Origin of the sequence: Rhizobium sp. Root1212 (assembly GCF_001424985.1) — a bacterium.
Taxonomy (GTDB): Bacteria; Pseudomonadota; Alphaproteobacteria; order Rhizobiales; family Rhizobiaceae; genus Pararhizobium.
Map to the genome: position 1 here is coordinate 243,690 of NZ_LMDA01000022.1, position 13,738 is coordinate 257,427.

Consider the following 13,738-nt stretch of genomic DNA (forward strand, 5'->3'; position numbering starts at 1 on the left):
CGCGATCGGTCGGCGCGGTGACGGCAGGCCTTCGCGAAAACGGTTCCGCTGCCGCCGATGTTGGGCTAATTCAGGAGGGCGGAACGGAATTTTGCCGCTCGGGAGGTCGCGTGCGGATATTGCTGGTGGAGGACAATGCCACTCTGTCGGAGGGTCTTTCGGCGATCCTGCGCTCCAGCGGCTATGCCGTCGATGCGGTGGCTGACGGTGCATCCGCCAATGCCGTTCTCGCCACCGAAAATTTCGATCTCGTCATTCTCGACCTGACGCTGCCGGAAATGGACGGGCTGGAGGTGCTGCGCGCCATGCGCGCCCGCCAGAACAAATCGGCGGTCATGATCCTGACCGCCCGCGGCACGCCGGAGGAGCGGGTGAAAGGTCTCGACCTCGGCGCCGACGACTACATGATCAAGCCCTTCGATGTCGGCGAGTTCGAGGCGCGGGTGCGGGTGTTGCTGCGCCGGCAGGCGGGGCTTCGCGCCTCCAATGTCAGTTACGGAAACGTCTCCTTCGACCTGAAATCACGGGTGTTTTCCGTCGATGGCGCGCTGATCGACATTCCCGCCCGAGAACTCGGGCTTCTGGAAATCCTGTTCCTGCGCGCCGGCAAGGTGGTCGCCAAGGAGGCGATCATCCAGTCGCTCACCGCCTTCGACGACGACCTCAGCGCCAATGCGATCGAGCAATATGTAAGCCGGCTCAGGAAAAGGCTGGCGCCACACGGGCTGACGGTGCGCACCGCCCGCGGCATCGGCTACTATCTCGAAAAGGTGGCGAACCCTTGAGCGGCGCCTATTCGCTCCGCCGCCGGCTGCTTGGCTGGCTGCTGATCTCCACCGCCGTCATCGGCGTCATCGCGCTGGCCGACACCTACCGAGAGGCGGTGAAGACTGCCAACACCGTCTCCGACCGCGTACTGGCCGGCTCGGCGCTTGCCATCGCCGAGCGTGTCGTCGTCTCCGAAGACGGCACGCTGGAAGTCGATATTCCCTATGTCGCGCTGGAGATGCTGACCTCGGCGGCGCAGGACCGCGTCTTCTACCGCGTCGACGGGCCGCCCGGCCATTTCATCACCGGCTACCAGACCCTGCCCTCCATCGACATGAAGGAGCAGTCGTCGGCCTATGCCGATGCGGAATTCCGCGGCGAGCCGATCCGCATCGCAGTGCTCGAACGCTCCGCCTCGACCGGCATCAACTCCGTTCCCTTCGTCGTGACGGTCGCGGAAACGACCATCGCGCGCCGGCAGCTGGCGCAGGCGATCCTGCTGCGCTCGGCGCTCCGGCTCGCCTTCATGATCCTCGGTGCGGCCACCATCGTCTGGATCGCCGTCACCTTCTCGCTGCGCCCGCTCTATCGCCTCGGAGACGCCATTGCCGAGCGCAACCCGGACGACCTGCACCCGATCGAGCAATCCGTGCCGAGCGAAGTCGAGGGACTGGTGGAGACGGTCAATTCCTTCATGGTGCGGCTGCAATCGGCGCTCGATGCGCTGCGCCACTTTAGCGGCAATGCCAGCCATCAGCTGCGCACGCCGCTCGCGATCATCCGTACCCAGCTTGCGCTTTCGTCCCGCGCAACGACGCTGGAAGAGGCACAGACCGCCGCCCGCAAGGGCGACGAGGCCGTGGCCCATGCCGAACGCATCCTGAAACAGCTTCTGATGATGGCGAAGATCGATGCCGCCGGTTCGAGCCAGCGCGCAGCCCCGGAGCCCTTGAACCTCACCGCACTCGCGCAGGAGATCACCGCAGACTACGTGCCGAAAGCGGGCGAGGCAGATGTCGATCTGGGCTTTGAAGGTGAGGAACAGGTGTCCATCGCCGCCGAACCGTTGCTGATCGGCGAGTTGCTGCGCAACCTGATCGAAAACGCCATCGTCTATGCCGGCAAGGGCGCGGAGGTGACGGTGCGGGTCAAGACCTCAAACGAAATCGCCCGCCTCGAAGTCGAAGACAACGGACCGGGCATTCCGCCGCAGAAACGGCAGATCGCCCGCCAGCGCTTCGCGCGCGGCGGTGACAACGACGCCCCCGGCATGGGCCTCGGCCTGCCGATCGTCGAAGAGATAGCCAGCCTGTTCGCCGGAAAGGTTGAGCTTTCCGACGGTCGCGATGGCAGGGGATTGAAAGTCTCGGTGACTTTTTCGCCGGCCTGACCGGCTATCCGATCAGGTTGACGCGAAAGATTAACGGCCGCGCGGGGCGGTGAACAGATCGGTTTCGCGGGCCCGTCCGAGCAGGAGGGCGCTCCAGAGAACCTGGAAGAAACCGGGGTTCGCGAGCTTGCGCTGCGAAGTCATGATAAGCTCCATTGGCTATTGATGGCGCTCATATGGCATGGGTGGAAAGTTTTTGCCAGAGGGCAAGAGTCATCTCAGCCCTGCGTGGCAAGCATAACGTCGGTTATATTTTTAGTCGGAAAGTGCGTCGAAATTATATTTTCGCCAATAGCCAAATCAACGGGAAAATAACTTTCAAGACATTGAAAACGCGGCGACTCTTTCAATCGAATAAAGTCCCGGCCACCGCAGTCGTCAGCTCAAAAAACAAGCCTCCCCGAGCGTATCGGAGAGGCTCAAAAAAACCAGAAGAATCTTTTCGGATCACTTCATCGTATAGACGTCGATGCTGAAATACTTGTCGTTGATCGCCTTGTAGGTGCCGTCGGCGCGGATATCGGCCAGCGCCTTGTTCAGCTTTTCGCGCAGGTCGTTGTCTTCCTGGCGCACGGCGATGCCGACGCCGTCGCCGACAAACTTCTTGTCGAGGATCGGCTGGCCGATCAGTTCGCAGCAGGCCTTGCCGTCCTCGTTCTTGGTGACCCAGTCGAGCAGCGGGATCATGTCCCCGACCTGCAGGTCGAGGCGGCCGTTCGCCATGTCGAGGTTCACTTCGTCCTGCGTCGGGTAGAGCTTGATGTCGGCATCGGGATAGACGGCAGCGGCGTAATCGGCCTGCGTCGTGCCGGACTGGGCGCCGATCGTCTTGCCCTTCATGCCTTCATTGGTGAAATCCGTGATGCCGGAATTCTTCGGGGCGGCATGGGTCATGGCGGCGATGTAGTAGGGGTCGGTAAAGGCGACCTGCTTCTTGCGCTCTTCGGTGATGAACATCGAAGCGATGATCAGATCGTATTTCTTGGCGATGAGGCCGGGAATGATGCCATCCCAATCCTGCGCGACGACATCGCATTCGACCTTCATTTTGGCGCAGAGCGCAAGGCCGATCTCGACATCGAAGCCGCCGATCTTGCCGGCCGGATCGACGAAATTGAAGGGCGGGTAGGCGCCTTCCGTGCCGATCACCAGCTTGTCGGCGGCATGTGCGGTGGCGGAAAAGGCTGCGGCACAGGCAAGCGCCCACGCAATAATCTGTTTTCTCATGTTCTTCCCTCTTGATTACCATCCCCAGCGATGGTTTGGGCCGATCCTAGGCCGGTCGTGAATATAAGCGAAATAGATAGCGGCAATAGCTGGTATTGTTTCGATTGATCGTCGAACTAGAAGGTCGGCGGTGTGTTGATCCACAAAAGCACGGTCTCGCCGTCGTGGCGGTTGACCCAGGCATGGCGACGGCGGCTGGCGAAATACAGCGAATCCCCCGGCCCCAGATCGTGGAAATGCTCGCCCTCGATGATGAACTCCACCCGGCCGGAGAGCACATAGACGAATTCCTCGCCCTCGTGCCGGTAGGCGCCTTCGCTCGACGCGCCGGCCTCCAGCACGAAGCGGTGGCAATCCATCTGGTTGCGGCCTTCCGCCATCAGCTGCACGGTCACGCCCGGCGTCGTGCGCGGCCAGGCACGCCATTCGCCGGCGCGAACGACGGCGCGCGCCTCCAGCTCGTCTTCGCCGGAAAGGCTGGAGACGGTCGTCTCGAAATAGGCAGCGAGATTGTGAAGAACGGCGACGGAGACGCCCTGCGACGTGCGCTCCAGCGTCGAGAGAACGGACGGCGCGATGCCGACCTCGCCCGCCACCTGCTCCAGCGTCCGGCCGGCGGCGTGGCGCAGGCTGCGCAGCTTGCGTCCGACAGGAGAGATCGACCCGGCATCGCCGGTTGCTTCCCCCGGCTCGCCTTCCAGCGCCTCGCGGATCGCGGCGGGATTGAGCCCGCGCTCGGCGCGGAACCAGGATATGCGTTTCAGCCGCGCCAGATCGCTTTCGCTGTATTGGCGATGGCCGGTCGATGAGCGCTCGGGCACGACAAGCCCCTGTGTCTCCCACAACCGCAGCGTGGAGGCGGAAACGCCCGCAAGCCGCGCCGCTTCAGCCACCTTGTATCGCACCGGGCCGTCAGCACTCATGGCTGCCGCCCTCGTCTTTCACGTCAATGTTCCAGGTCACGGAAGAGATCTTCACCGTTCTCCACGCGCTGCGTCGCCCGCCCGCCGGCGCCACCCGTTTCCTCATAGGTGGGTACCTTGAGTTCGAACGGCAGCCGACGCTCTTCGGCAATGCGCAGCATCAGCATGCGGATGGCATCCGACAGCGACAAACCCATGGCAGACAGCGCCTCCACGGCCCGTTGCTTGGTTCCGGAATCGATGCGCGCCCGGATGATCGTGTCTGCTGTCATGGCGTCGTTCTCCTGATGCTGAATGTTTCAAGGACAGGTGTTGGCCTTAAAAAACAGGCCCGCGCAGGAAGGCACGACAACATGCTCTGAAATGCCTTTTCGCCGCGAAAGCGCTCAAATCGTTAGTCACATGCGGTTCGGATCACACCTTTCCGCACGCCAGATCATAAAAATCCATTGCTGCAATGTTCCGTCAATGTAGCCACATCGCCGGAGGTTTGACAAGAAAAAGCGCTCGCCAGGGTTAAGGGCGCGGCTCGGAAAATTTGATTTGCAAACTTACAGAAAAAATATAGGATTTGACAAAACCCTCACGACAGGATGACGCTTGTGACCACTCTCACCGACCGCAAGAATGCCGCCATTTCCCGTGGCGTCGGCATGACCACGCAGATTTATGCCGACCGCGCCGAAAATGCCGAAATCTGGGACAAGGAAGGCAATCGCTACATCGATTTTGCCGCCGGCATCGCCGTCGTCAACACCGGCCACCGCCATCCGCGCGTCATCGAGGCCGTCAAGAACCAGCTCGACCGCTTCACCCACACCTGCCATCAGGTCGTGCCCTATGAAAACTATGTCGAGCTTGCCGAGCGCCTGAACGCCGTCACCCCCGGCAACTTCGAGAAGAAGACGATCTTCGTCACCACCGGCGCCGAAGCCGTCGAAAACGCCGTCAAGATCGCCCGCGCCGCCACCGGCCGCCAGGCCGTCATCGCCTTCAGTGGCGGCTTCCATGGCCGCACTTTCATGGGCATGGCGCTGACCGGCAAGGTCGTGCCCTACAAGGTCGGCTTCGGCGCCATGCCGGCCGATGTCTTCCACGTGCCCTTCCCGGTCGAGATGCACGGCACCACGGTCGAGCAGTCGCTCGGCGTCTTGAAGAAGCTCTTTGCCGCCGACGTCGATCCGAACCGCGTCGCCGCGATCATCATCGAGCCGGTGCAGGGCGAGGGCGGCTTCTATCCCGTCCCCGTCAACATGATGAAGGCGCTGCGCGAAATCTGCGATCAGCACGGCATCCTGCTGATCGCCGACGAGGTCCAGACCGGCTTTGCCCGTACCGGCAAGCTCTTCGGCATGGAACACTACGGCGTCACCGCCGACCTGATGACCATGGCCAAGGGCCTTGGCGGCGGCTTCCCGATCGCAGCCGTCACCGGCCGCGCCGAAATCATGGACGCCCCCGGCCCCGGCGGCCTCGGCGGCACCTATGGCGGCAGCCCGATCGGCGTTGCGGCAGCCCATGCCGTGCTGGACGTCATCAAGGACGAGGACCTCTGCAACCGTGCCGAACAGCTCGGCGGCCGCCTGAAGCAGCGCCTGGCTGCAATCCGCGAAAAGGCGCCGGAAATCGTCGATATCCGCGGCCCCGGCTTCATGAACGCCGTCGAGTTCAACGACGTCACCACCAACCTGCCGAGCGCCGACTTCGCCAACAAGGTGCGGCTGATCGCGCTCGACAAGGGCCTGATCCTCTTGACCTGCGGCGTGCACGGCAACGTCATTCGCTTCCTGGCGCCGATCACCATCCAGGACGGCATTTTCGCCGAAGCCCTCGATATCCTCGAAGCTTCGATCCTCGAAGCCCGCGCCTGAGGCAAGACATGAGGTCCATCGGCGGCATGCCGCCGATGGACGCGACGCGCGCGATCCGCTACACCGACGGTCCCTCCCGGCGAACCGCCCAGCCGCTCCGCGTATGAAAGACCGCTGTCCCGACAAAGGCATAGCGGCAGAAAGGATCATCGATGATCTTTACCGCTCAGCTGACCGATCATGTGAAAGAGCCAGCGCTGCTCGGGCTTGAGGACGCGCCGGCTGCCGTGGGCACGCGGACCTTCGTCGTTCACAATCCCTCGACCGGCACCCTGCTCGCCACGCTGCCCGACATGGGCGTGGCGGAAACCCGCGCCGCGATCGACGCCGCCGCTACCGCCCAGATCGCCTGGGCCGCCCGACCCGCGCGCGAGCGTAGCGCCATCCTGCGCCGCTGGCACGACCTGATCCTTACCCATGTCGACGACCTCGCCGCCGTGCTGACGGCCGAAATGGGCAAGCCGCTGTCTGAATCGAAATCCGAGCTGCAACACGCCGCCGCCTATATCGAATGGTATGCGGAAGAGGCCAAGCGCGTTTACGGCGAAACCATTCCCGCGCCCTCGACCGACCGGCGCATGCTGGTCATCAAGCAACCGGTCGGCGTCGTCGGCACGATAACGCCCTGGAACTTCCCGGCCTCGATGGTGGCGCGCAAGATTTCGCCGGCGCTGGCCGTCGGCTGCACCGTCATCCTGAAACCGGCCGAACAGACGCCGCTAGTGGCGCTCGCCATGCACGCGCTGGCCCGCCGCGCCGGTTTTCCGGAAGGCGTGCTCAATCTGGTTCTGGCTTCCGAGGGCGATGCCATCGGCCGCGAGCTTTGCAGCAATCCGAAGGTGCGCAAGATCAGCTTCACCGGCTCGACCGAGGTGGGTCGCATCCTGATGCGGCAGTGTTCCGACCAGATCAAGAAGGTCAGCCTCGAACTCGGCGGCAGCGCCCCCTTCATCGTCTTCGATTGCGCCGAGATCGATGCGGCCGTCGATGGCGCGATCCAGGCGAAATTCCGCAATGCCGGCCAAACCTGCACCTCGGCCAACCGCTTCTACGTCCAGAGCGGCGTCTACGAGGAGTTTGCCCGCAAGCTGGCGGAGGAAACGAAGAAGCTCGTCGTCGGAGACGGTTTCTCGCCCGCCGTGACCGTCGGCCCGCTGATCGACGAGCGTGCCATGGCCAAGGTCGAGGCCCATGTCGCCGATGCCGTTGCCAAGGGCGCGACCCTGATGTGCGGTGGCACCCGGCTTGAGGGCGAGGGCGCTTTCTATACGCCCGCGGTGCTCTCCGGCGTTGACCGGCGCATGCTGGTCGCCTGCGACGAAACCTTCGGGCCGGTAGCGCCGATCATCCCCTTCGAGACGATCGAGGATGTGATCGCGGAAGCCAACGATACGATCTACGGCCTTGCCGCCTATTTCTACGCGACGGAACTGAAGAAGGTCTGGCGGGTGGCCGAGGCGCTGGAATACGGTATGATCGGTATCAACACCGGCCGCATGTCCTCGGAAGCCGCCCCCTTCGGCGGCCTAAAGCAATCCGGCATCGGCCGCGAAGGCTCCCGCCATGGCGCCGAAGACTATCTGGAAATGAAATATCTCTGCATGGGCAATATCTGAGGCGGTCTCCGGGGAAACCGCCTCAAAGAAACGTCAGCGCGCCATGCCGATCTCGCGCAGGACTTCTTCCGTGTGCTCGCCCAGTCGCGGCGAACCACGCTCAAGTGCCAGTTCGGCATCGGAGAAGGTGATGGGCGTGCGAACGCCCGGCGCGGTACCTCCGGCGGCACCCGTATGCGGCGCATCGACCCGCATGGACCGGTGCACGATCTGCGGATCGGAAAACACATCCGCCACCGTGTTGATCGGCCCGCCGGGCACGCCTGCTTCTTCCAGCTTTGTGAGCAGATCGTCGCGCACGAACTTCGCCGTTTCGCTTGCAAGGGCCGGTGTCAGCGTATCGCGATGCTGCACACGCAGCGCATTGGTCTGGTAAAGCGCATCCGCAGCCAGATCGTCGCGGCCGAGCAGCTGGCAGAATTTGACGAACTGCCGGTCGTTGCCGACGGCGACGATGAGATGGCCATCGGCCACCGGAAACACCTGATAGGGCGCGATGTTCGGATGGGCATTGCCGAGACGGCGCGGCGACTTGCCCGAGACGAGAAAATTCAGCGCCTGATTGGCGAGCACCCCGGTCATGCTGTCATAGAGTGCCATGTCGATATGCTGGCCCTCGCCGGTACGCTCGCGCTGGGCAAGGGCTGCCTGCACGCCGATCACGCCATAAAGCCCGGTGAAGATATCGGCAAAGGCAACGCCGATCTTCTGCGGCTCGCCATTCGGATCGCCGGTCAGGTCCATGATGCCGCTCATGCCCTGGATGATGTAGTCATAGCCGGCGCGATGGGCATAAGGCCCGTCCTGGCCGAAGCCGGTGACCGAGCAATAGATCAGGCGCGGATTGACCTTTTTCAGGCTCTCATAGTCGAGACCGTATTTCTTGAGCCCCCCGACCTTGAAGTTTTCGAGCAGCACGTCGGACTGGGCGGCAAGCCGGCGCACGGCCTCCTGCCCCTCCGGCGTGGTGAAATCGAGCACAACGGAGCGCTTGCCACGGTTGCAGGCGTGGAAATAGGCGGCATCGAGCTGGCCGCCGTCCTCGCCCGCCACGAAGGGCGGACCCCAGCCGCGGGTGTCATCGCCATCAGGGCTTTCCACCTTGATCACGTCAGCGCCAAGATCGGCGAGCGTCTGGCCGATCCACGGACCGGCCAGAATGCGCGCGAGTTCGAGAACCTTCAAGCCTTGCAGCGGTGCTGTCATGACGCGGCTCAGAAGAAGGCCTGCAGCCCGGTCTGGGCGCGGCCGAGGATCAGGGCGTGCACGTCGTGGGTGCCCTCGTAGGTGTTGACCGTTTCCAGATTGACCATGTGGCGCATGACCTGGAATTCTTCCGAAATACCGTTGCCGCCGTGCATGTCGCGGGCCTGGCGGGCGATATCGAGCGCCTTGCCGCAGTTGTTGCGCTTGACGATGGAGATCATCTCCGGCGCCATCTTGCCGTCGTCCATCAGGCGACCGACGCGCAACGAGGCCTGCAGGCCCAGCGTGATTTCCGTCTGCATGTCCGCAAGCTTCTTCTGGAAGAGCTGGGTCTGGGCGAGCGGGCGCCCGAACTGCTTGCGGTCGAGGCCATACTGGCGGGCCGCATGCCAGCAGAATTCGGCGGCGCCGAGGGCACCCCAGGAAATGCCGTAACGGGCGCGGTTGAGGCAGCCGAACGGACCCTTCAAGCCCTCGACATTCGGCAACAGGGCATCTTCGCCGACGTCGACGTTATCGAGCACGATCTCGCCGGTGATCGAGGCGCGCAGCGAAAGCTTGCCGCCGATCTTCGGCGCGGAGAGGCCCTTCATGCCCTTTTCGAGCACGAAGCCGCGGATCGCACCGCCATGGGCCTCCGATTTCGCCCAGACGACGAAGACATCGGCGATCGGCGCATTCGAGATCCACATCTTGGAACCGGTGAGCCGGTAGCCGGCATCAGTCTTGACAGCGCGGGTCTTCATGCCGCCCGGATCGGAGCCGGCATCCGGCTCTGTGAGTCCGAAGCAACCAATCCATTCGCCGGAAATCAGCTTCGGCAGGTATTTCTGCTTCTGCTCTTCCGAGCCATAGGCATGGATCGGATAGATGACCAGCGAGGACTGCACGCTCATCATCGAGCGGTAGCCGGAATCGACGCGCTCGACTTCGCGGGCAATCAGGCCATAGGCCACATAGGAAGCGCCGACGCCGCCATAGGTCTCTTCCACGGTGACGCCGAGAAGGCCGAGTTCGCCCATTTCGCGGAAGATCGAAGGATCGGTCGCCTCTTCGCGATAGGCGTCGATGATGCGCGGCTGCAGCTTGTCCTGCGCATAGGCGCGGGCGGTGTCGCGGATCATGCGCTCGTCGTCGGTGAGCTGGTCGTCCAGCAGGAAGGCGTCATCCCATTGAAACTGATTGCGGGCGGCCATGTCGTTCCTCCTGTGGCAGCGTTCTATGGTTGCCTTTATGGCAAGAGGGGACAAGGGTTACAAACGAAAATGAGGCACTGCCTCATGCGCCGCAGGAATGGTATGGAACCGCATCGGGAAAAGCGGGGCATGACGATGGCATATCTGGACCGGCAACGAGCGGCAAAGCTGATGGAACAGGACGGCATCGACGCCCTGCTGCTGCTGACCGCCGAAACCTTTACCTATGCGACCGGCGCACCGGCCGGGGTCGCCACCATGTGGCGCCGGGCCGGCGCCATCGCCGCCGTGATCCCAGCAGACCCGGCCTTGGCCGAGGGCGCCGTCATCAGCGATCTCTTCGAAACCGCCTTCCGCAAGGCAAGTGCCATCGAGGATATCCGCATCAACCCCATCTGGGTCGAAACCGCCGATGTCACCGGCCCGACTGGCAATCTTTCGCCGGAAGCGCTGATCGCAACCGCCGTTGAGGCGAGAGGGCGCGGCTTTGCCCGGCCGGAAACCTTCGATGCAGCACACGGCTTCCGGCTCGCCGCCGATATTCTTCGGGACCGAGGCCTGCAGAACGGCCGCATCGGCGTCGAACTCGATAGTCTTTCGGTCAATGATTTTCGCCGGCTACAGGATGCGCTGCCGGATGCAACCCTTATCGATGCAAGCCGCCTCGTCGCGCGGCTGCGCATGATCAAATCGCCGGCCGAAATCGCGCACCTCAGAACCGCCGTCGCGCTTTCCGAGGCCGGCATCGAGGCCTTGCAGCGAACCATTGCCGTCGGCGTTTCCCGCGAGGCGCTCGCCGCCGCATGGACGGCGGGCGTGAGGGAGGAAGCCACGCGGCGCGGCGTGAAGAACCTGACGGGACTTTGGGAATATGTCTCGGTCGGCCCCAATCCCTGGGCGCAGGGCGGCACCGCCGAAGAGGGATCGCTGATCAAGGTCGATGTCGGCTGCCTCGTCTCCGGCTATACCTCCGATACCGGCCGCACCTTCGTATGCGGCAAGCAGACAACGTTGCAGACCCGGCTTTTCCAGGGTCTCGAAGCGGCCTTCGCCGCCGGCCTTGACGAACTGAAGCCGGGCAATGCAATGAGCACGGTGCACCGCGCCGCCACCCGCGCCATGGCGGATGCCGGCTTTCCCGATTTCACCCGCGGCCATTTCGGCCATGGCCTCGGCACCGGGCCGGGCAGCGAGGAATGGCCGTTCCTCTCGGCGGAGAGCGAGACGATCCTTGAGCCGGGCATGGTGCTCGCCTTCGAAACGCCCTGGTATGTCAATGGCGTCGGCGGCATGATCATCGAGGATCAACTGCTGATCACGACAGACGGTCACGAGATCATGAACCGGCTGCCGCGCGGCCTCGTCAGCGTGTAAACCATGCGCCACCTCGAACGCTTCGCCCACAATCTCGACTGGAACCTGCTGCGCACCTTCGTCATTGTCGTCGAGGAGGGCAGCATCACGGCGGCGGCGAACCGGCTGCTTTTGCAGCAGCCGGCCGTGAGCATGGCGCTGAAGCGGCTCGAACAGACGCTCGGCCAGAAACTCATTGACCGCCGCCCCGGCCGCTTCGAGCTGACGGAGGCCGGCGCGAAACTTCACCGCCAATGCCGCGATATCTTCGCCGCCGTCGTGCGCCTGCCGGAAACGCTGGAGACGGCCGGCGAGGACATCACGGGTCATGTCAGCATCCACACGGTCAGCCACGCCCACAACGCGGCCTGGGACCGGAAGCTGCAGGGCTTCTTCGAGCGCCATCCCAAGGCGACGATCAGCATCACCGTCGAGACGACGACCGATGTCCTGAGCGCCGTCGAGCGCGGCGTGGCGACGCTCGGCCTTTGCGACGGCAATATCCCGGAGACGCTGGAAAAGACCTTCCACATCCGCGAGCAATACGCCCTCTATTGCGGCCGCGGCCACCGGCTGTTCGGCGTCACGGACGCGACCCTCAACGATCTGCGCGGCGATCCCTACATCGCCTTTACCGCCGACGTGCTCGGCGGCCAGCACATGAATGCGGTGACGGCCGTGCGCGCCATGGGTTCCTTCGGCCAGAAGGTGCGCGCAGTCTCGTCCAATGTCGAAGAGGTCATCCGGCTGATTTCGGCCAATATCGGCATCGGCATGATGCCGGATCATCTGGCCGCCCCCGGCCTTGCCGCGGGCGAACTCTGGCAATTGCCACCCTACAGCACGCTGCCGACCACCGACGTCTTCCGCATCACCAATCCGAATGCGATCCTCAACCCGGCGGAAGCCGCCTTCCTTGCGCATGTCGCGGATACGGAAGCGCTGGATCACAGCCTTTAAGTATCAACCAATCTTATAGCCACCTTTGCCGCTATAAATTTGAAGGTGGGCGCGGATTTTCCTACTGTGCGCCACCCTAACGAACGAGCACAGGACGGACGCCCCATGAAAACCTACGATATCGCCATCATCGGCGGGGGCATTGCCGGTCTGTCGCTTGCCTATTTCCTGAGCCCGCATCGCTCCGTAGCCGTGCTGGAGCGGGAGGACGCGCTCGGCTACCACAGCACCGGCCGCTCGGCCGCCGAATTCGTGTTGCGCTACAATGCGCCGGAAATCTGCGCGCTGGCGCGGGTTGCCAAGAGCTTTTTCGATGCGCCGCCGGCCGGCTTTTCCGATATCCCGCTGCTGAAACAGCGCGGCGGCGTGATGATCGCCAATGCGGAAAAGGCCGACCGTCTCGAAGAGGTCTTCCGCGAAGAACAAGCCTTCACGCCGGAACTGGAGCGGCTGAGCCCAGAAGAGGCGATTGCCCGCGTGCCGATCCTGCGGCCGGATTACGTCGCTGCCGCCTTCTACGATCCGAATTTCTGGGACATCGAGGTCGAAAGCCTGCTGCAGGGCTATACCCGCGGCGCCCGGCAGAACGGCGCCGATATTCTGGAAAAGCACGAAGTGGTTTCCGCTCACCGCGAGAACGATATCTGGATCGTCGAAACGTCGGCCGGAATCATCAAGGCCCGCACCGTCGTCAACGCGGCCGGCGGCTGGGCGGATGCGACGGCGCAGCTCTTCGGTGCCGAACCGATTGGCATCGTGCCGCACCGACGCACCGCCATCACGCTCGATCTGCCCGAAGGCTTCGACATCTCCACCATGCCGGAGATCAACGAACTCGACGAGGATTTCTACATGAAGCCGGATGCCGGGCGGCTTCTCGCCTCCCCGGCCGACGCCACCCCATGCGAGCCGGCCGACGTGCAGCCGGAAGAAATCGATATCGCCTGGGCCGCCCATTACGTCGAAGAGGCAACCACCATTCCCGTCAGGCGCGTCTTCAAGAGCTGGGCCGGCATGCGCAGCTTTTCGCCCGACAAGCTGCCGGTTGTCGGCGCCACGCCGTCGCGGTCGGATTTCTTCTGGCTTGCGGGACAAGGCGGCTACGGCATCCTGACCTCACCCGCGCTGGGCGCGCTTGCCGCCCATCTCCTGACCGGAAGAGCCCTGCCGGAAAGCTATGCCGAAAACGGCATCGGCGAGCAGACCTTCAGCCCGGCCCGTTTCTGAT

The 13,738-nt window shown here is 63.5% G+C and carries 12 protein-coding genes; 7 read left to right on the forward strand and 5 right to left on the reverse strand.

The annotated features are described in order from the left end of the window. Nucleotides 1-110: 110 nt before the first annotated feature. Both ASC86_RS17335 and ASC86_RS17340 read left to right on the forward strand, forming a co-directional pair. Nucleotides 111-785 (forward strand): response regulator transcription factor, encoded by a 675-nt coding sequence (locus ASC86_RS17335; protein WP_056324297.1) that lies wholly within the window; start codon nt 111-113, stop codon nt 783-785. Next, a complete protein-coding gene (locus ASC86_RS17340; RefSeq protein ID WP_056323879.1) occupies nt 782-2,158 on the forward strand; it encodes a sensor histidine kinase in 1,377 nt (458 codons plus the stop codon). The genes ASC86_RS17335 and ASC86_RS17340 overlap by 4 nt, the downstream gene beginning before the upstream one ends. 447 nt (nt 2,159-2,605) lie before the next feature. On the opposite strand, the gene ASC86_RS17345 is transcribed toward ASC86_RS17340, so the two are convergent. The 3 genes from ASC86_RS17345 to ASC86_RS17355 form a co-directional block, all read right to left on the reverse strand. After that, a complete protein-coding gene (locus tag ASC86_RS17345) occupies nt 2,606-3,385 on the reverse strand; it encodes an ABC transporter substrate-binding protein (protein ID WP_056323882.1) in 780 nt (259 codons plus the stop codon). A gap of 116 nt (nt 3,386-3,501) precedes the next feature. Further along, complete coding sequence (locus ASC86_RS17350; RefSeq protein WP_056323885.1) at nt 3,502-4,308, reverse strand: MerR family transcriptional regulator; 807 nt, start codon at nt 4,306-4,308, stop codon at nt 3,502-3,504. Nucleotides 4,309-4,331: 23 nt separating this feature from the next. Then, on the reverse strand, nt 4,332-4,580 hold the full coding sequence (locus ASC86_RS17355) for a type II toxin-antitoxin system RelB/DinJ family antitoxin (RefSeq protein WP_056323887.1): 249 nt from the start codon (nt 4,578-4,580) through the stop codon (nt 4,332-4,334). A 321-nt stretch (nt 4,581-4,901) separates the two neighbouring features. Between ASC86_RS17355 and ASC86_RS17360 the strand changes: the two genes are divergently transcribed. Together ASC86_RS17360 and ASC86_RS17365 are read left to right on the forward strand one after the other, a co-directional pair. Then, nucleotides 4,902-6,179, forward strand: a complete 1,278-nt coding sequence (locus tag ASC86_RS17360) for a 4-aminobutyrate--2-oxoglutarate transaminase (RefSeq protein ID WP_056323889.1) — start codon at nt 4,902-4,904, stop codon at nt 6,177-6,179. Between the two features lie 152 nt (nt 6,180-6,331). After that, nucleotides 6,332-7,795 (forward strand): NAD-dependent succinate-semialdehyde dehydrogenase, encoded by a 1,464-nt coding sequence (locus ASC86_RS17365; RefSeq protein ID WP_056323892.1) that lies wholly within the window; start codon nt 6,332-6,334, stop codon nt 7,793-7,795. 33 nt (nt 7,796-7,828) lie between these two features. Here ASC86_RS17365 and ASC86_RS17370 read toward each other — a convergent pair whose 3' ends face one another. Both ASC86_RS17370 and ASC86_RS17375 read right to left on the reverse strand, forming a co-directional pair. After that, on the reverse strand, nt 7,829-9,001 hold the full coding sequence (locus tag ASC86_RS17370; RefSeq protein ID WP_056323895.1) for a CaiB/BaiF CoA-transferase family protein: 1,173 nt from the start codon (nt 8,999-9,001) through the stop codon (nt 7,829-7,831). Between the two features lie 8 nt (nt 9,002-9,009). Beyond that, nucleotides 9,010-10,197, reverse strand: coding sequence for an acyl-CoA dehydrogenase (locus ASC86_RS17375; protein ID WP_056323897.1), 1,188 nt, complete (start codon nt 10,195-10,197; stop codon nt 9,010-9,012). 129 nt (nt 10,198-10,326) lie between these two features. On the opposite strand from ASC86_RS17375, the gene ASC86_RS17380 reads away from it, so the two are divergent. The 3 genes from ASC86_RS17380 (at nt 10,327) to ASC86_RS17390 (ending at nt 13,737) form a co-directional block, all read left to right on the forward strand. Next, entirely contained in the window at nt 10,327-11,571 is a 1,245-nt protein-coding gene (locus tag ASC86_RS17380) for a Xaa-Pro peptidase family protein (RefSeq protein ID WP_200943830.1), read from the forward strand. 3 nt (nt 11,572-11,574) lie between these two features. Continuing rightward, nucleotides 11,575-12,510 carry a LysR family transcriptional regulator gene (locus ASC86_RS17385; RefSeq protein ID WP_056323900.1) on the forward strand — a complete coding sequence of 312 codons (936 nt, stop codon included), beginning with the start codon at nt 11,575-11,577 and terminating at the stop codon, nt 12,508-12,510. Between the two features lie 105 nt (nt 12,511-12,615). Further along, the gene (locus tag ASC86_RS17390) at nt 12,616-13,737 is read left to right on the forward strand and encodes an FAD-binding oxidoreductase (RefSeq protein ID WP_056323902.1); all 1,122 of its coding nucleotides are present in this window, start codon (nt 12,616-12,618) and stop codon (nt 13,735-13,737) included. Nucleotide 13,738 lies beyond the last annotated feature (1 nt).